The 18,869-nt window shown below is 47.5% G+C and carries 13 protein-coding genes and 1 pseudogene; 6 read left to right on the top strand and 8 right to left on the bottom strand.

The window, feature by feature from the left end; all coding sequences use genetic code 11:
- Window positions 1-105 precede the first annotated feature (105 nt).
- The 3 genes from K0H59_RS12920 (at window position 106) to K0H59_RS12910 (ending at window position 5,745) form a co-directional block, all read left to right on the top strand.
- Entirely contained in the window at window positions 106-1,896 is a 1,791-nt protein-coding gene (locus tag K0H59_RS12920) for an acyl-CoA dehydrogenase C-terminal domain-containing protein (protein WP_220053347.1), read from the top strand.
- 336 nt (window positions 1,897-2,232) lie between these two features.
- Entirely contained in the window at window positions 2,233-4,461 is a 2,229-nt protein-coding gene (locus K0H59_RS12915; protein WP_220053346.1) for a TonB-dependent siderophore receptor, read from the top strand.
- A 276-nt stretch (window positions 4,462-4,737) separates the two neighbouring features.
- A complete protein-coding gene (locus tag K0H59_RS12910; protein WP_220053345.1) occupies window positions 4,738-5,745 on the top strand; it encodes a patatin family protein in 1,008 nt (335 codons plus the stop codon).
- 149 nt (window positions 5,746-5,894) lie between these two features.
- Here the strand turns inward: K0H59_RS12910 and asnB are convergent, their stop codons facing one another.
- From asnB to purM, 7 genes and pseudogenes are all read right to left on the bottom strand, one after another.
- Entirely contained in the window at window positions 5,895-7,559 is a 1,665-nt protein-coding gene (gene asnB, locus K0H59_RS12905) for an asparagine synthase B (protein WP_011717455.1), read from the bottom strand.
- A 468-nt stretch (window positions 7,560-8,027) separates the two neighbouring features.
- Window positions 8,028-9,701: a M28 family metallopeptidase gene (locus tag K0H59_RS12900; RefSeq protein ID WP_220053344.1), complete on the bottom strand. Its 1,674-nt coding sequence runs from the start codon at window positions 9,699-9,701 to the stop codon at window positions 8,028-8,030.
- Window positions 9,702-9,898: 197 nt separating this feature from the next.
- Window positions 9,899-10,039 (bottom strand): annotated as a pseudogene (locus K0H59_RS12895) (HAD hydrolase-like protein); the annotation flags it as partial.
- 143 nt (window positions 10,040-10,182) lie between these two features.
- On the bottom strand, window positions 10,183-10,998 hold the full coding sequence (locus K0H59_RS12890; protein ID WP_258405842.1) for a nucleotide-binding protein: 816 nt from the start codon (window positions 10,996-10,998) through the stop codon (window positions 10,183-10,185).
- Window positions 10,999-11,305: 307 nt separating this feature from the next.
- Window positions 11,306-12,052: an HAD-IIA family hydrolase gene (locus K0H59_RS12885; protein ID WP_011626525.1), complete on the bottom strand. Its 747-nt coding sequence runs from the start codon at window positions 12,050-12,052 to the stop codon at window positions 11,306-11,308.
- 140 nt (window positions 12,053-12,192) lie between these two features.
- Window positions 12,193-12,837: a phosphoribosylglycinamide formyltransferase gene (purN, locus tag K0H59_RS12880; protein WP_011623140.1), complete on the bottom strand. Its 645-nt coding sequence runs from the start codon at window positions 12,835-12,837 to the stop codon at window positions 12,193-12,195.
- Window positions 12,837-13,874, bottom strand: a complete 1,038-nt coding sequence (gene purM, locus K0H59_RS12875) for a phosphoribosylformylglycinamidine cyclo-ligase (RefSeq protein ID WP_220053342.1) — start codon at window positions 13,872-13,874, stop codon at window positions 12,837-12,839. The genes purN and purM overlap by 1 nt, the downstream gene beginning before the upstream one ends.
- A 327-nt stretch (window positions 13,875-14,201) precedes the next feature.
- Here purM and upp point away from each other — a divergent pair, with 327 nt between their 5' ends.
- Both upp and K0H59_RS12865 read left to right on the top strand, forming a co-directional pair.
- On the top strand, window positions 14,202-14,828 hold the full coding sequence (gene upp, locus K0H59_RS12870) for a uracil phosphoribosyltransferase (RefSeq protein WP_011072698.1): 627 nt from the start codon (window positions 14,202-14,204) through the stop codon (window positions 14,826-14,828).
- 203 nt (window positions 14,829-15,031) lie between these two features.
- A complete protein-coding gene (locus tag K0H59_RS12865; RefSeq protein ID WP_220053341.1) occupies window positions 15,032-16,438 on the top strand; it encodes a GGDEF domain-containing protein in 1,407 nt (468 codons plus the stop codon).
- Window positions 16,439-16,527: 89 nt separating this feature from the next.
- Here the strand turns inward: K0H59_RS12865 and K0H59_RS12860 are convergent, their stop codons facing one another.
- On the bottom strand, window positions 16,528-17,847 hold the full coding sequence (locus K0H59_RS12860; protein WP_011717451.1) for a Na+/H+ antiporter family protein: 1,320 nt from the start codon (window positions 17,845-17,847) through the stop codon (window positions 16,528-16,530).
- A gap of 370 nt (window positions 17,848-18,217) precedes the next feature.
- On the opposite strand from K0H59_RS12860, the gene K0H59_RS12855 reads away from it, so the two are divergent.
- Window positions 18,218-18,823 carry a peroxiredoxin gene (locus K0H59_RS12855; RefSeq protein ID WP_011623136.1) on the top strand — a complete coding sequence of 202 codons (606 nt, stop codon included), beginning with the start codon at window positions 18,218-18,220 and terminating at the stop codon, window positions 18,821-18,823.
- Window positions 18,824-18,869 lie beyond the last annotated feature (46 nt).

The raw sequence follows: 18,869 nt of genomic DNA, 5'->3' as shown, positions 1-18,869 counted from the left end.
CAAAAGTCATTGTGCCAAGGTCCAGATGCTTCCTTTTTCAACAGATTTAGCTAAAGTGGTCAGAGCACTTAGTTCATTGCCATAAAACAAGAAAGGGAAGCGATTATGCCAGTCTATCAAGCACCACTACGTGACTATCAATTTATCCTCGATGAAATGTTGCATATTTATCAGCAAGATGCCCTAAAAGGCTTCGATGAAATCGACCCCGATCTGGTCGATGCCATCCTCCAAGGAATGGCGGATTTCAGTACTGAGGTGATGTTACCGTTAAATAGCGTGGGGGATGTGCAGGGCTGCAAACTCGTTGATGGCAAAGTGGTTACTCCCGAAGGTTTTGCCGACGCCTATCAGCAGTTTGTCGACAATGGCTGGCCTACACTGACCTGCGATCCCGCCTATGGCGGCCAAGGACTGCCCGAAGTGGTCGGTATTTTCGCCACCGAGATGCAAACCTCGACCAACATGGCCTTTGCCATGTATCCCGGCCTTACCCATGGTGCCTATGCGGCCATTCATGCCCACGGCAGTGAGGCGCTGAAACAGAAGTATTTAGCCAAATTAGTGAGTGGTGAATGGACTGGCACCATGAACCTAACCGAATCTCATGCTGGAACTGACTTAGCACTGCTGCGTACTAAGGCCGTTCCCGCGGCGGACGGCTATTTTGCCATCACTGGCGAGAAGATTTTTATCTCCTCGGGCGACCATCAATTTACCGATAACATAGTGCACTTGGTGCTCGCCCGTTTACCCGATGCCCCCGAAGGGGTGAAGGGGATTTCGCTGTTTGCCGTGCCCAAAGTGTTAGTCAACAGTGATGGCAGTTTAGGTGAGGCGAACAGCCTCTATGCTAGCGGCCTTGAGCACAAGATGGGGATCCACGGCAATTCAACCTGCGTGATGGTATTTGAGGGGGCACTCGGTGAGTTAGTCGGCGAACCCCATCAAGGGCTGCGTGCCATGTTTACCATGATGAACCAAGCGCGCCTTGGTGTCGGGATGCAGGGATTAGGCGTGTCCGAAATCGCCTATCAAAATGCCTTGGCCTACGCCAAAGACAGATTGCAGAGCCGTGCTATCAGTGGGGCTAAGGCGCCCGAAAAAGCCGCCGATCCGATTTTGGTTCACGGTGATGTGCGCCGAATGTTGTTATCGCAAAAAGCCTTTAATGAAGGTGCCCGGGCACTCGTTGGTCAGCAGGCGCTGTGGCTCGATGAGGCAGAGCGTCATAGCGATCCTGCCAAGGCGAAAGTGGCTGCCCAGTTAGCGGCGTTATTTACACCTGTGGTGAAAGGCTTTATCACAAACCGGGGTTTTAACGCCTGTGTGGATGCCCAGCAAGTGTTTGGCGGCCATGGCTATATCCACGAGTGGGGAATGGAACAATTCGTGCGTGATAGCCGTATCGCTTTGATTTATGAAGGCACAAATGGCATTCAGGCGCTCGATTTAGTTGGGCGTAAATTGCTGAGCGATCGCGGCGCTGCCATGCAGCAATGGTCTGCGCTAGTGACTGAGTTTATTCAATCACAGGGCAAAGATCCGCAAATGCAGCCCTATGTCAGTGGGCTAATGGATTGTGCCACCGATTTACAAAAGGCGAGCGGTTATTTAGCGACCCATGCGGCCAGCAATCCCGACATTATCGGCGCGGCATCGATGGCGTATCTCGAGTTATTTGGCATTACTGCCCTTGCCTGGATGTGGGCGCGTATGGCGAAGATTGCCCTGACTGCGCTCGAAAATGGCACGCAAGAGGCCGACTTTTACCAGGCTAAACTGAAAACGGCGGAGTTTTACATGGCGTATTGGGCCGTGCAGAGCCGCAGTCTGCGTAAACAATTGGAGCAGGCGAGTGAGATGTTAACCACGCTCGATGAGGCGATTTTTTAAGTTTACCTTCAAAGTGTTACAACCAGTCAAAGCCAGCAGCGTGATGCTGGCTTTTTTATTAAGATGGCTTTTATTAAGCGCCATTCAGTAAGAGCTATGCACTAAGATCCAGATACTAAGAACTATGCACTAAGATCCAGATACTAAGAACTATGCACTAAGAGCCATGCAGCTATATCCATACATAAAGAGTGGACTCTCTTTACAATTGTTACAAATCCCGACCGATGTAAATTTAAATGAGAATTATTGTCATCTAGTAATCAAACTTTATAATGACGGCACATTTTAGATGACATGGGTAAACCACAGGTTTGCTCAAGGTTGGGGGACTTTGTGAAATCACGTTTTGCCTATTCAATACTAACGCTTGCCCTGATGCCGCATATGGTCTTTGCGGCTGCGCCTAACGCTCAAGAGCGTCAACCCGAACAAGAAAGTGCTTCAACGGCACAAGCCGATATACAAACCAACACACAGGCCGAAGCACAAGCCAGCGCACAAGCTGAGACTAAGGCGCCAGAGCGCATTGTCGTGCGTGGTCGCGCCATGCAGATGTATGTCGATAAAGAGACGGAAATCGGCACTAAAACGGCAATTAATGTGATGGAGCTGCCGCAGTCAGTACAAGTGCTGACCGAGCAACTGATTGACGACCAAGCCGCCCGCAATATTACTGACTTATACCGATCCATTGCCGGTGTGAGTGAATTTAGCTATTCCGGCGTGACTTTTCGTGGCTTTCGCGACGATGCCAACGTGTTTTACGATGGCGTGCGTGGCGACCCGTATTCGGGATTCTCGGTGCCACAACTGTTCAACGTGCAGCGGGTTGAGGTATTAAAAGGCCCGGCATCGGCACTCTATGGCGGCGGTGAACCCGGCGGCATGATTAACTATGTGACGAAAAAACCAACCTTTGTCGAGCGTAAAGAGCTCACTCTAAGCACGGGCAGCTACGACATGATGGGCGGCTCGCTGGATTTCACCGGCGGCTTAACCGAGGATTTAGCCTATCGATTGGGAGGCTATTATCAACAGGAAGATAGCTTTCGTAACAATGCCGATAGTTTAAACGCCGAAGTGGCTGGTGGCTTACTGTATGAAATCAGTGACGATACTAAGCTGACCACCACATTCGATCTGATAAGACAGGATTTGGGCGGTAATCGACTCCGTGGTGTACCCGTGGATGATGCGGGGAATTTCCTCGTTGACCCTTCCTACAATGCCAACGAGAAGAGCGACTTCCAGAAAATGGATGCCTTGGTGCTGCAAGCGATTCTCGATCATCAATTTAGTGATGATTTTTCGGTAAAAACTCAAATTCGTTATCTGAATAATGAATCCGATCAGCAATATCACGAATCCCGTGGTTGGGTCGATGTGAACGGTGATGGTAAGGCAAACAGCGCCGATGGCACCATCAAACGTGAATATCGTGTCCAATCCCGTGCCAATGACGAAATTAGTTTAACCAATGATTTTGTTTATCGTTTTAATGCCTTAGGTTTTGAGCATGAGTTCCTGTTTGGTGGTGATTATCATTATGTCGAAACCGAATACCATTACAAGTTGGCGACCAGCAAGGAAGGCGTGGGTAATCTCAATATCTTTGAGCTGAATTACGGAGAAACTAATCCGAGTACTTATCAGTTAAAAGACATGGATACCGACGGTACTCGCTCCAACCGTTTTGGCCTTTATCTGCAAGAACATCTGCATTTCAACGAGCAGTGGTCTTTAATTGCGGGTCTACGCTTTAGCCAGTTTGATGATTACGATAAAAAGACCGGATTCTCCTTTAGCGATAATGCTATTACCCCAAGGGCTGGGCTGAATTATCGTCCAATCGAATCTATGTCTTTCTATTTGAACTACTCAGAGAGCTTTAATCCGGCATCATTGTCGGATCAAGAGAGTATTAAAAGTGACGGCGCACTCGAACCCGAAACCGGTAATCAAATAGAACTTGGGATGAAAAACGAATGGCTCGATGGCCAGTTTATGACCACGCTTGCACTCTACCGCATTGAAAAACAAAATGTGGCCCAGGCAAACCCTCTAGATACCGGGGATGACGATGGTATTCCTAACTTAGTCAATTTAGGTGAAGTACGCAGCCAAGGGGTGGAATGGACGCTGGTGGGGGATCTCACAGATAACCTTACCGTAACGGCCAACTATGCCTATAACGATACCGAAGTAATTAAAGGCGTGACCAACGACAGTTTGACCAACACCTTTGGCGACGGCAAACACTTTGCCAATGCGCCGCGTCATCAAGCGGGTTTATGGACGCGTTACGATATTCAAGCGATTGATTCGGCGATTGCTTTTGGGATGGACTATGTGGGCGAGCAATTTAGCCTCAATGGTCAAACGGTGAAACCCCATACAGTGTTTGATATGAGCTGGACGACCCAATGGGATCAAACCCAAGTGCGCGTAAATCTGAAGAATATCTTCGACAAGGAATATGCTGTTAGCGGGTTTAGTGAGCGCAATGGCCATTTCCCCGGTGAGCCACGTAATGTCACCCTCGAATTGACCCATAAGTTCTAGGGTAAAGCTTCCAAGTGTAATCTATGCCCGCGTGATGATGCGCGGGCGTAGGTTTCTTATCAAGGTATTGTATCTAAAGATAAATTTAACTATACCTTTTAATGTGCATGCGTGTTTTAGCATTGCTGCTAACCATGCCATGATCCGCATGAAACGCTTCTCATATTTCATTTATCGATTACAACGATAGGTTCTATCCGTTTTTGACTGTGACAATCTTTGTTTAGACTGAGCTTATCTATTCTCCATTGCGTCTTTGTTGCGATAAGGTCAGTTATGCCGCCGATTAGCCATTTATCTTCTGCCTCTCAATCTGTTACCGCGCCGAAAGTGGCGTTAATTGCAGAAGGCGGTGGCCAGCGCGGCATTTTTACCGCGGGCGTACTCGATGCTTGGCTCGAGGCGGAATTCGACCCTTTTGATTTATTGATTGGTACCTCAGCAGGCTCGCAAAACTTGACCAGTTTTTTAGCCAGGCAAAAGGGTTACGCCAAAAAACTCATCCGGGGTCTTACGCGCCATAAACGCTTCTATCAGTTAGGGCGTGGTTTGATTGGTGCCAATGTGATCGATCTCGACTGGTATTTCGAGCAGACTCAGCGTGGCAGTTTTAAGCTGGATTTAGCGGCGGCCAGTCATTCCCTTAATGGGCGAGAGCTCCTTATCACCACCACGCGAGTCTCTGATCGTCAAGGGTATTTCTTGAGTCCAACCAGTCATGAGCACTGGCGTGAACTACTCAAAGCCTCTAGCGCCTTGCCTTTTTTATATAAACAGGGGGTCAAGTTAACGCCTTGGTTAGGGATTGGATCTGCTAATCATAGCGATGCGACACTCGAGCCCGAGCAAGACTTTTACCTCGATGGCGGCTTAGCGGCCCCGCTGCCCGTGCGTGAGGCGTATAAACGTGGCGCCCGCAAAATTGTGGTCGTGAGAACAGTCAATGAGGACTTTCAAGCCCAATCGGCTTGGGTACATAAGCTTAAATCGTGGATCTGTGTCTCTGGTTTTTGCCCCAAGACCATTGATTACTTAGTGCAGCATGAAGAGGCCTATCAAGCCGAGTTAGATTTTATTGCCAATCTTCCCGATGATGTTGAAATTGTGCAGATTTTTGCGAAGGCGCCCTTACAGAGCAAGTTGTTAGGTAGCACAGATGCGGATTTACGCATTGATTACCAGCAGGGGATAAAGGCGGGGAAGGCGTTTCTTGCAACGTCTTCTTGGCAAATTGCCAAGGCTAACGATGCGACGCCCGTTGCACCGTTGGCGATATCGGCCTAGGTTATTTGTTCGATCTCAAGGTGATATTTCAAAGCAGCATTTATGTTTGGCGCCATGTGGTCAAGCTAAATCCAAGTCTTAAAGAGTTAGATAGTTAAAGATAAAAGCCACCCTAGGGTGGCTTTTATCTTGATGGCATGCGTCAGCGATTAATAGCTGGCGGCATGCACTGAGCGTACGGCGCGGCCAGAGGGGTCGATAATGCCACGTAGGCTTTCATCCCATGCCAGCGCTTCTGGAGTAGAGCAGGCGACCGACTTGCCACCGGGAACCGTTTCGGCGGCGCTTGGCAATGGATAATGCTCCTCAAAGAAACAACGGTAGAAATAGGCTTCCTTGGTTTCTGGCGTGTTGTACGGGAAGCGGAACTTCGCGTTAGCCAGTTGTAAGTCGTCTACTTGCTCTGCAGCATGGGCCTTTAAACCATCGATCCAAGAGTAACCCACGCCATCGCTGAATTGCTCCTTTTGACGCCAAGCGACTTCTTTTGGCAATTTATGCTCAAAGGCTTGGCGCAGAATGTGTTTCTCAATGCGGCCATCCTTAGACATTTTCGCCTCAGGGTTGATACGCATCGCCACATCCATAAATTCCTTGTCGAGGAAAGGCACGCGGGCTTCGAGTCCCCACGCCGCCATGGCTTTGTTGGCGCGCAGACAATCGAACAGATGCAGTTTATCCAGTTTACGCACGAGTTCCTCGTGGAAGGCCTGCGCGTTTGGCGCCTTATGGAAGTACAAGTAACCGCCAAAGAGTTCGTCGGCGCCTTCACCCGATAACACCATTTTGATCCCCATCGCCTTGATTTTACGCGCCATTAGGTACATAGGTGTCGCGGCACGAATGGTGGTCACATCATAGGTTTCTAAGTGGTAGATGACTTCTTTAATCGCATCTAAACCCTCTTGGAAGGTAAAGTTGATCTCGTGGTGAATGGTACCAATCGCATCGGCGACCTTCTTAGCGGCGGCTAAATCCGGCGCGCCTTTTAAACCGACAGCAAAAGAGTGCAGCTGCGGCCACCAAGCGCCACTTTGATCGTCATCTTCGATACGGCGCTTGGCAAAGGTTTGGGTAATGGCTGAGATCACCGATGAATCTAAACCGCCAGACAACAACACGCCGTAGGGCACGTCGGACATCAATTGGCGCTTAACGGCGGCTTCGAGGGCATCACGTAATTCTTCTTGGCTGGCGCCGTTATCTTTCACTGCATCGAAGCTCTGCCAATCGCGAGTGTAGTATTGCACTGGCTCACCGATGCTTGAGTACAGATATTGCCCTGGCTGGAATTCGGCCACGGTTTTACAGACAGGCATCAGTGCCTTCATTTCGGAGGCAACGTAGAAGTTACCCGCCGCATCACGCCCAGTGTAGAGCGGGATAATACCCATATGATCGCGGCCAATAAGGTAGGCGTCTTTGGCTTTATCGTAGAGTACGAAGGCGAAAATACCGTTTAATTTATCAAGGAATTCAGTGCCATATTCCTGGTAAAGTGCCAAGATGACTTCACAGTCAGAGTTGGTTTGATAGCTGTATTTATCGCCGAGTTGGGCTTTGAGTTCTTTATGGTTGTAGATCTCACCGTTGACCGCGAGGATAAGGCTGCCGTCTTCGGTTAGTAGTGGCTGCGCACCGTGTTCAATATCGACAATCGCCAAGCGCTCATGGGCCAAAATTGCTTTATCGCTGGCGTAAATGCCTGACCAATCGGGGCCGCGATGGCGCATCAGTTTGGACATTTCCAGTGCCACTTGGCGCAGCTCTTTCGCATCGGATTGAATATCTAAAATTGAAAAAATCGAACACATAATCCCACTCCTAAACCGCTGTATTTCATTTGAGGATGTCTCAATTGAGTATCAATGTGCCAGCGATTCGGAATTTTGCCAAATACTATTTTTGATGATTTGTTCTATTTATGGTGTTTTTGCTGTGTTTAATTTATTTTAAAAATACTTTTATTTGATGTTTATTTAATTAATTTCGTATTTTTATGAATAAAGTGTTTTTGATTGTTGGTTCCGAAGCGGGATATTGGCAAATACATAATGTTGACTCAAGAAAATCCGTTTTTGGCAAAATCATGATAAATGTGAGCAAGATAGTGGTCCAAGCGCAAATATTGCTGATTTAATAAGCAACTTATCGGCTGTCATTGCACGTGTTGTTACAGTTAAGCTCAAACAGTGAGTCTAAAGTGGGGCGGCTCATCAAATAATAAGGCACCTCTCAAGGTGCCTTATGTGATGTTTCAGCGATGAATCGTTTTCAAGTGTTTACTTTGCGGCCGTGGCAAGTTCCGTTTTGGCAGGACGCAGGCTGTTGAACTCAGTGCCTTGATAATAGCCAGGCCAATCTTGGCTGTTACCTAAGGTGCGAGTCACCTGATAGTAAACTTCGAGATCTTGAATCGCACCGCTCAGATCCCAGTCTTCATGGTATTCATCGCAGACATTGTGGTAGCAGCCCTTCATGGTCGCTTGCATTTGAGTCTTATAGCTTGCGGTTGCAGCATCTATGGGTTCGCTTCCTCCACCGGCAAAGACCGCAGGCACGCCAAGTTTGGCAAAGCTGAAGTGATCAGAGCGGAAGAATCCGCCCGACGCAGGATTCTTTTCACCCAAAGCAATACGGTTTTGCTGTTTGGCGGCATCGACTAAGTAGTTTTCAAGCTCGGACTTGCCTTTACCGACGATAGTGAAGTCCTTGGTTTTTCCATAAATATTGGTGCTATCTAAGTTGAGTACTGCCACTGTTTTATCAATGGGGTAGATTGGGTTGGCAGCGTAATAGCGTGAGCCGAGTAAACCTTGCTCTTCACCTGTCGTCGCGATAAAGGTCACCGAGCGCGCTAAGCCGTGGCCCTGTTTGGCGTTATCGGCCAGTTGTCTGGCGATTTCTAAAATGCCCGCAATGCCCGATGCGTTATCCATGGCACCGTTGTAAATCTTATCGCCTTCTTTACTGTCATCTTTGCCAATATGGTCCCAGTGGCCCGTAAACAGGATTTGCTCATCGGCTTGCTTAGTGCCAGGAAGGGTGGCGACAACGTTATAGCTGTTGGCGTATTCGGCTTTGTTTTTAAAGGCGATGTTGGCCGTTTGCTCAAGGGGTAAGTTAATTGGACTATCGGCGGCGCGCGCCATCAGTGTTGGTAGGGATAAACCCGCTTTTTCAAATAATTGTGTTGCAGCATCTAAGGTTAACCAGCCTTCGACTTGCACGCGACTGTCTTGCTCGGCTTTGCTGAGGACTAAATCCTGCTGCGCGCCAGTCCAGCTGTTTTCAACCACGGACCAAGGATAAGAAGCAGGCTCTGTATCGTGAATGATCAATGCGCCGAGCGCGCCTTGGCGGCTGGCTTCTTCAAATTTGTAACTCCAGCGACCATAGTAGGTCATGGCTTTACCGTTAAACTTGCCAGAGTCAGGGCGGGCAAAGCCGGGATCGTTCACAAGGATCACCGCAATTTTGCCTTTCATATCCACATCTTGGTAATCGTTCCAGCCATATTCAGGTGCATTCACACCGTAGCCAACAAACACTAAGGGCGCGTTTTCGATATTGACGCCGCCATTATCGTGGCGACTGTTTAAGACGATATCTTTGCGATAGGTTAATGGAAGTCCCGCCAAGCTGATTTGCTGCGCTTCGGCGGCGGTATAACTCACCATAGGTACAGGTTGTAAAAAACTGCCTTGGTAGGCGCCTTTGAGCCCCATTTCGGCAAAGGCTTTAGACAGATAGTCTAAGGTGAGCTTTTCACCGTGGGTGGTGGGGGCGCGGCCTTCAAACTCATCGGAGGAAAGGTTTTTAATATCGTCTCTAAAGCGTGCTTCATTCATTTGCACGGGTTTCAGTGCTGTACTGCTGTTGGCATCGGGCTGGGCCGAATTAGGGCTGCAGGCGCTGAGCATGGCTAGCGCGCAGACAGGATACAAACGTCGCATAGGTTAATCCTACTGTTGTTTTTAGGGCGTATTTCACGCATATATCAAAGGGGTATGTCGCGCCTTATCATGAAGCAAGCGATATTGGGGAACAAGGGAGAGCCAAGGGGAAAAATGTTACTTAATGTTGCTTTACCGTATCGAGTCTGTTGTGGTTCTCAGCACGCTAAGGTGCTGAGAATCGGGCGATTTAAGATTTAAACTACATCAATATCGCCGGCGCAGGCGAATACATGATTGGGTCGGAATGGCTCTTTATCGATATCTTCAAGCTTGCTCACGTCGCTGGTGACCAGAATGGTCTCCAGCCCCGCTTGAAAACCCGCCAGAATATCGGTGAAAACAGGGCATCACAGACAGGACTGTAAGTGGTATCGTGAGGGTTGGGGAAATGTCGGTGATGATTGGCATCTGACTTAGGAGGTAACCCTTACTATAACAACAAGACGCTGATGTGTTAGTAAGGGCTTTCAATCAAAACTTAGAAAAGCTTGTTGAAGTCGATCTCGTAACCTGCTTTCTTCATTTCTTTAGCTATAGCTGTTTGCCAGTCATCTTTAACGTATACCACACCACTAATGTCGTTTGGTATTTCAATGTTATCAGCAACTAATGGCACAACATTTTCTCGCTTAAGTAGGCCAATCAACAAGCCATGTTCAAAGACAACATTTTGTCGTGCTCTTGGTTTAAGATCGTTCGGTTCTGTATTCTTTATTCCACCTACATCATCAGCGGTGTAGAGGACAATCGCGAAGCCAGTTGTCTTGGCATACTCCAAGATCTTCTCGATGATTGTAGTACTGCCGCCACTAGCTTGTTCGTGAAGAATGATTGGTTCAAAACCTAGCTTTTGTATAAAACGTGCGGTTCGCTCTTTGACTTCGTTGTTGTGCCCGTGCACGATGAACACTTTTTTTGATTTTTCTTTAGGTGAAGCTTCCACTTGGGTTACTTCCTTGTTGATTGGGGTGAAATCATATTCATCATTTTGGATATCAAGAATTAACGAATCTAAAAATGAATCAACTTTGACACCCGTGGTTCTAATAAAGTAGTCAGCATCCGACTCGCCATACCTAGTTTGATAAATTTCATATGGAGAGAATAATTGATTGTAGTTTTTTATTGCTCTTGGTAATTGTTTTTTGAAGTATTGATTTAATGCTCTTTGCCAAGCAGAGAAGCGTTGTTCCCCAAATTCTTTATTGCGTTTTTGGTAGGCTGCTACGACGACTTCGTCTACTAAACGCTCTCTAAATTTTGTTAACTCATTGATAATTTCTTGCTTATTCATCCATGCCTCACAAAACAATTCTATTAGAAGCATTCTATCGCGTTATATGGATATGGCAATAAGTAGGGAGGTAACTAGCTGTTTTAAAATGAGGTTTGTGATGTCGTTCTAGAGGTATTACTAGCAATTTGATCCACAATTGGAATTTGACACTGTCACAGGTTTCAAACCATTTTAAGGGACGTTTAGAAAACCACATCAATAACCTAACACAGAGTTATAAACAGCTTCTATTTAGTTTATGGTGCCCAGCGGCGTAAGCATTGGGCACACATTGGGGAAATGAGCTTAATCAAAGAGAGAAGAGTTAAACCACATCAATATCGCCGGCACAGGCGAATACATGATTCGGGCGGAATGGCTCTTTATCGATATCTTCAAGCTTACTTACGCCGCTGGTGACCAGAATGGTCTCAAGCCCCGCTTGAAAACCCGCCAGAATATCGGTGCGCATATTGTCGCCAATGATCACGGTATTTTCGGAATGGCCGTCGATATGGTTGAGCGCCGAGCGGATAATCCACGAACTGGGCTTGCCCACATAAAAGGGCTTTTTGCCAGTAATACGCTCTATCGGTGAACACAGGGCGCCGCAGGCTGGACTGTAAGCGGGGCCGTGAGTGTCGGGATTGGTGGCAATAAAACGGGCGCCGCGGGCGACGAATCCTGCGGCCTTATGGATCATATCCCAGTTATAGGAGCGGGTTTCACCCACAATCACGAAGTCGGGATTAATGTCAGTAATGGTAAAGCCAGCCTTGTAGAGCTCATGGGTGAGGGCGCCTTCGCCAATCACAAAGGCTTTACTGCCTTCCTGATGCTTTAAAAAGTCGGCGGTGGCCATGGCTGAGGTGTAAAAACATTCTTCTGGTACGTCTATCCCGGCGGCGCTGAGGCGGTTTTGCAGATCTTTACCCGTTTGTACTGGGTAATTGGTCAGAATAACGAGGGGATTGCCTTGGTCGAGAACGCGGTGGATAAATTTATCACTGCCGGGGATCAGTTTATTGTCGTGCAGGAGTACACCATCGATATCGCAGATAATATTTTTCATCTAATAGTCTCTTGTATGCCGAACAAAATCACTTTTCGTTAGCTTATCTAATGCCACATTAGGCGAGAAAACAATGATTTTGTATGACAAGACGAAAAAAAAGAGACCCTTAAGGTCTCTTTTTTTTCGCGAGGCAATGTTTAATCGGGGGCGTAGCCGTTAGGTCCGATTAAGGTGCCATCGAGATAGGCTTGGCCGTCCTGCATCTTGAGGCGCTGATGGCTGAACCATTTCACCACTAAAGGATAAATCGCATGCTCTTGCTCATGGACACGAGCGGCGAGCATCTCTGCGGTATCATCCTCATAAACAGGGACTTTTGCCTGTAATATCACCGGGCCTGCATCCAGCTCTGGCGTGACAAAATGCACACTGGCGCCATGTTCAGTGTCTTTCGCATCGATGGCGCGCTGGTGGGTGTTTAATCCGGTATATTTAGGCAGCAATGAAGGATGGATATTGATCATGCGTCCTAAGTAACGATTCACAAAATCGTTGGTCAGAATACGCATAAATCCGGCCAACACGATCAAATCGGGTTGGTACTTTTCAATCGTTGCCATTAACCGTGCATCGTAATCAGAGCGAGATTCACCTGAATGAGCAATCACGCAGCTGGTATCAATTTCACTATGATGGGCGCGAATTAAACCGTAGGCATCGGGTTTATTACTGATCACTCCGACAACTTCGGCCTGCAGATTATCGTCACAACCGTCGATAACGGCTTGCAGGTTACTGCCATTTCCGGAAATTAATACAACTACACGACAGCTTTGGGGCATTACAGGATCTCCACTTGCTCTTCATTGCCTTCGCGAGCAGCGATAGCACCGATTAGCCAAGCTTGTTCGCCTTCGGCGGCGAGCAGTGCCAGTGCGGCATCGACTTTATCGGCTGGCAGCGCAACGATCATGCCGACACCACAGTTAAAGGTGCGGTACATTTCATATTCTGCAATGTTACCGTTTTCCATTAACCAATTGAAAACGACAGGCCACTGCCATGAATCACCTTGGATAACGGCTTTGCAGTTTTCAGGCAGTACGCGGGGGATGTTTTCCCAGAAACCGCCGCCAGTGATGTGCGCCATTGCGTGCACGTCTGATGCTTCGATCAGCTTGAGCAATGATTTAACGTAAATTTTGGTTGGTTCTAACAGATGTTGGATCAATGGCTTGCCATTGAGATCCTGTTGAGGGTCCGCTTGGCTGACTTCTAATACTTTACGCACTAATGAATAGCCATTTGAATGAGGACCGCTTGAGGCTAAGGCGATCAGCGCATCACCCGCAGCCACTTTACTCCCGTCAATGATGTCGGCCTTTTCAACCACGCCCACACAGAAACCTGCGAGGTCGTAATCTTCGCCTTCATACATGCCTGGCATTTCAGCGGTTTCGCCGCCGATTAACGCACAACCAGATTGGAAACAACCTTCGCCGATGCCGTTAACAACAGAGGTTGCTGTTTCTACATCGAGCTTGCCTGTTGCGTAGTAATCGAGGAAAAACAACGGCTCAGCGCCTTGAACGATCAAGTCGTTCACACACATGGCCACTAAGTCGATACCGACTGTGTCGTGTTTTTTGTAATCGATAGCTAAACGCAATTTAGTACCAACACCATCGGTGCCTGACACTAAAACAGGTTGCTTGTATTTAGTGGGTAATTCACACAATGCGCCAAAACCACCTAAGTTGCCCATTACCTCTGGACGACGGGTACGTTTAACAGCCGCTTTAATGTTACTTACCAGTGCATTACCAGCATCAATATCAACGCCAGCGTCTTTATAGCTCAGTGGGGTAGGAGTGCTCACGGAGGATCCTCTCGGGTACATCGTTATTGGATTTTTATGCGGCGGTATTCTACCAGCTTGTGCTAGGGGTCGAAAGCCATGATTTGGATTTATCGACTTGCGGGGAGTATTTTTAGCTTCACAGGGGGATATTTCACATTTTCTATCCTGCGATTGGTCATAAAATAGTAGATGAATGGGTGTATCTTAAGCGATAGGCAATAATTCTTGGGATATTGCTCACGATTAGCTCGAATGGCAAAACTTTATGTTTTACCCAATAAACAAATCATCTAAAATCTGAAAAATTTGCCTAAGATATTTCGCGAACAACAGTAGGAGAGAAAAATGAAAGTTGTCGAGGTTAAACACCCGTTAGTGCGTCACAAAATCGGCCTGATGCGTGAAGGCGACATTAGCACTAAACGTTTCCGTGAGCTAGCCGCCGAAGTGGGCAGCTTGTTAACCTATGAAGCTACCGCAGATTTCGAAACCGAAACTGTTACGATTGAAGGCTGGAATGGTCCAGTGGATGTGGATCAGATCAAGGGCAAAAAAGTGACTGTTGTGCCAATCCTGCGTGCGGGTTTAGGCATGATGGACGGCGTACTTGAGCATATTCCAAGTGCGCGTATTTCGGTTGTAGGTATCTACCGCGACGAAGAAACCTTAGAGCCTGTGCCATATTTTGAAAAGCTGGCCAGCGACATGAACGAACGTATCGCGCTGATCGTTGACCCTATGCTGGCAACTGGCGGCTCTATGATTGCGACTATCGACCTGCTGAAAAAACGCGGTTGTACATCAATTAAAGCCCTAGTGTTAGTTGCCGCGCCTGAAGGGATTAAAGCCCTTGAAGCGGCTCACCCAGATGTAGAGCTGTATACTGCCGCTATCGACAGATGCTTAAACGAGAAAGGCTATATTCTGCCTGGTTTAGGCGATGCTGGTGATAAAATCTTCGGTACTAAATAAAAACGAGATGACTTAACCGTCATTAAGATTCGATAGGGGAGCTTAGGCTCCCTTTTTGTTTTTGGCGTTCGTAATACAATATTCATCGCCCCTTCCCAGTGCTTGAACTAGAGTTAACAATAAGATTTATTTCAATTTAATACTTGAACAATGCAATTGTTCGTTATATTCAATTCATTTTAAGTAAGATGATCGCAGGGATTATGATTAGTACAAAACTCAGTTGGGCACTGGTTCGTCAATCCTGTTCACTGGCAACATTGATATTTGTTGTCCTGCTGCTGATCCTCTTACCCTTCAAAATCGACAAGGAACATAAGGCCTTCGTTCATTTCCTGAGGGCAAAACACACTGTGCCAAGTTATGTGGAGCTGCTAGGAAAAGGCTTGTCGTTACACGATATTATTGATTTTGATAGCGCGCTACTTGGGCCCTTTAAGCTCGACCCTTCGCGCTTATTATTGCCTCCCGGGAGCCATTTGCTACCGGAGGAAGAGCAAATTATTCGTTATTTTGACTACCTCTACTCGAGTCGCAAGAATGCGGTTCGCGGGGCTTTTGTCTATATCGGCTTATATAAAAGCAATGCCTTGTATGTGGCATCCCCAATTCCGGAAGAAGTGAAAAACCGATTAATTCACGATCATATTTTGACCAATGAGTTCTGTCAGCGGCTGCATTATTGCAGTAAGGACGCATCGGCGGAGTCCTTGGCGGACGGTATCGTGTTATCGATTCCTTACGTCGATGAAATTACAGGAAATGTTATTTTCTCTATGGCGGCGCCGATTTCATCTTCCCACGATCCTGCGCATATGTGGGGGGATGTGATTGCCGATACGGCATTTATGGCATCGGGATTTATGCGGGGTAAAGACTATGAGTCGGTGATGACCCCTTATGGCACCGATATCGTGATCACTGGCGACAGCCTCTGGACGCGTATTACGCCCGAGTTCTTGTTTTATCCCATGAGTAATCATTTGGATAACCTCACCACATTAACCTACAAAGTCAGTGTATTACGCTTTGTGGTTCAGTATGTTCCCCTATGGTTCTTGTTGTGCGTGTTAACTGTTATCTTCCAACTCAGGTATATGCGCCTTAAACAGCTGCGAGTAGAACGTCAACGATTCGGCGAGGCGATGCTGCAGGATCCTTTTACTAAAACCTACAATAAGAAGGTCTATGAGACACTGACATTCAAGGCGGCGACTGAGGGCCTGTATGCGGTGATCTGTATCGATGGCGATAAAATCAAAACCATCAATGACACCTACGGACATAAACTGGGCGATATGGCAATTCTGCAAATTGTTGAAGCCATGCGGGCGGTATTTCGGGAGAATGACTTGTTCATCCGCACTGGTGGGGACGAATTTGTGGTGATCCTCAGTAATTGCTCCCAAGATAAAGCGTTACAACTTGCTCATAAGCTTAAAGAGAATGTTGAGCAGCGCCAGTTCTTAAGCATGCTAACGGTATCGTGCGGGGTGGCCGATTCGAGCGACTATCCATCCTTTGACTCAGTGTTACAGGCGGCGGATAAGGCTTTATACGTGGATAAGGCCAAAAAGGGTGGGCATGTGTCCGATAATAGCCAGCGCTGAGTTCCTTTTATTGAGCTAGCTAGAGCTAGACATTAAAAATTAGGCATAAAAAAGCGTGGTCTTGCCACGCTTTTTTATTGCTATCAGCCCTAGAGCACCATGGCGGCAATCCAACCAAAGACCAGTAAAGGAATATTGTAATGGATAAAGGTTGGGATCACGCTGTCGCGAATATGGTCGTGCTGACCATCGGCATTTAAACCCGAGGTCGGGCCCAATGTTGAGTCAGATGCTGGTGAGCCAGCATCGCCCAAGGCCGCAGCGGTGCCGACTAACGCGATAGTTGCGGGCACTGAAAAACCAAAGCTTAAGGCTAAGGGCACGTAAATCGTCGCGATAATCGGAATGGTCGAGAAGGACGAGCCAATGCCCATGGTGATCAAAAGGCCGACCAGTAACATCAAAAAGGCGGCGAGGGCTTTATTGTCGCCAATCAATGAACTTAATGACGAGACAAGTGTGCCGACTTCGCCGGTTTCTTTGACTACCGCAGCAAAACCTGCAGCGGAGATCATGATAAAGCCGATATTGGCCATCATGCGCACGCCTTGAGTGAAAATATCTTGATCGGCAACGTGCTTGAGCGCGCCCGAAAAACTGAAGATCATAAAGCCGACTAAGGCGCCGAAGATCATCGAATCGGTTTCAAGTTGCACAAACAGGGTCGCCAGAATCGCAAACGCAGCGATAACAATATTGCGTTTATTGAGGCTTTCTTCAGGCTCGGCGGTCAGTACCTTAGCTTCGTCGTAAACCCTAGGTTTGCGGTAACTGAAAAATACTGCGATCAACAAGCCAACCACCATACCGGCGGCGGGGATCAGCATAGCAGGGGGAATTTGATCGCGTACGGCGACCAATCCATTGCCCGTCAGGTTAGAGAGCAAAATATCATTCAAGAAAATCCCACCAAAGCCCACGGGTAAAATCATGTAGGTGGTCACAAGGCCAAAGGTCAGCACGCAGGCGACCAGACGGCGGTCGATATTCAGCTTGGTCATCACATGCAGCAGCGGCGGCACGAGTATCGGAATAAAGGCAATATGGATCGGCAGGATATTTTGCGACGCCATCGACATAGCAAGCAGGGATAACAACAATAACCAGCGCACCCAGTTGGTGTTGGTGGCATTGGGGTCCTTGCCAAGGCTTTTAATGATGGAGTTGGAGATCAGTGTAGTTAGGCCCGAATGGGAGAGTGCTACGGCAAACGCCCCGAGTAAGGCATAACTGAGGGCGATTTGTGCGCCGCCACCTAATCCCGTATTGAAGGCATCAATCGTTTGATGCAGATCCATTCCCCCGACCAAACCGGCAACGAGGGCACTGATAGTGAGTGCAATCACCACATTCACCCTCGCTAAACTGAGGGCTAACATTAAACACACCGCAATAACGACTGCATTCATAGACAATATCTTAATTCTGTAAACCAAAGGGACTATTTTTGACTGCAAAGGCCGTGTCTGTCCAGTTTACGGCGGCTTAATCTGAAAAATATCTGAAAATGTGAATTGGGTGGGTTTTTACTGTTAGACGAATGTGTTCTCGAACGCTTACCAGTCGTCCAGATTGCTCTATCCTTAAGCAGTAGTGGCAAAATGCCCTTGAAAAATGTGATATTGGTCTTAAATAGGTTGTAAGGCAAAACGCACGACTTATAATGCCTAAAGATTTGATTGGTAAGCTCCCTCAAAGACACTCGCGCAAATCGGTGCAAGCGTGTTTAAGGGATGTTTTACTTTAATAGTTAGTTCAACTCATAGATGGAGATATAAAATGAGCGTATTAGTAGGCCGTCCGGCTCCTGATTTTACTGCTGCAGCTGTATTAGGTTCTGGCGAAATCGTAGATAGCTTTAACTTAACTGCGGCCATCAAAGGTAAGCCAGCGGTTGTATTTTTCTATCCACTTGACTTCACTTTCGTTTGTCCATCAGAGTTGATCGCTTTCGATCACCGCATGGAAGAGTTCACTAAGCGTGGTGTTGAAGTGATCGGTGTATCTATCGATTCTCAATTCACTCACAACGCATGGCGCAACACCCCAGTAGAAAAAGGTGGTATTGGCCAAGTGAAATACACTTTAGTTGCTGACGTTAAACACGACATCTGTAAAGCATACGATGTTGAGCACCCAGAAGCTGGCGTGGCTTTCCGTGGTTCATTCCTGATCGACAAAGAAGGTATGGTACGTCACCAAGTGGTTAACGATCTGCCATTAGGCCGTAACGTTGACGAAATGCTGCGTATGATCGACGCTCTGCAATTCCACGAAGAGCACGGTGATGTATGCCCAGCGGGTTGGGAAAAAGGCGACAAAGGTATGAACGCAAGCACTGAAGGTGTTGCGGCTTACTTAGCAGAAAACGCAAGCTCTCTGTAATTTGCAGATTTTCTTGTAATAAAAAAGCTGCCTCAGGGCAGCTTTT

The organism is Shewanella sp. FJAT-51649 (assembly GCF_019457435.1).
Classification (GTDB): domain Bacteria; phylum Pseudomonadota; class Gammaproteobacteria; order Enterobacterales; family Shewanellaceae; genus Shewanella; species Shewanella mangrovisoli.
This window is presented reverse-complemented; position numbering and strand designations above follow the sequence as displayed.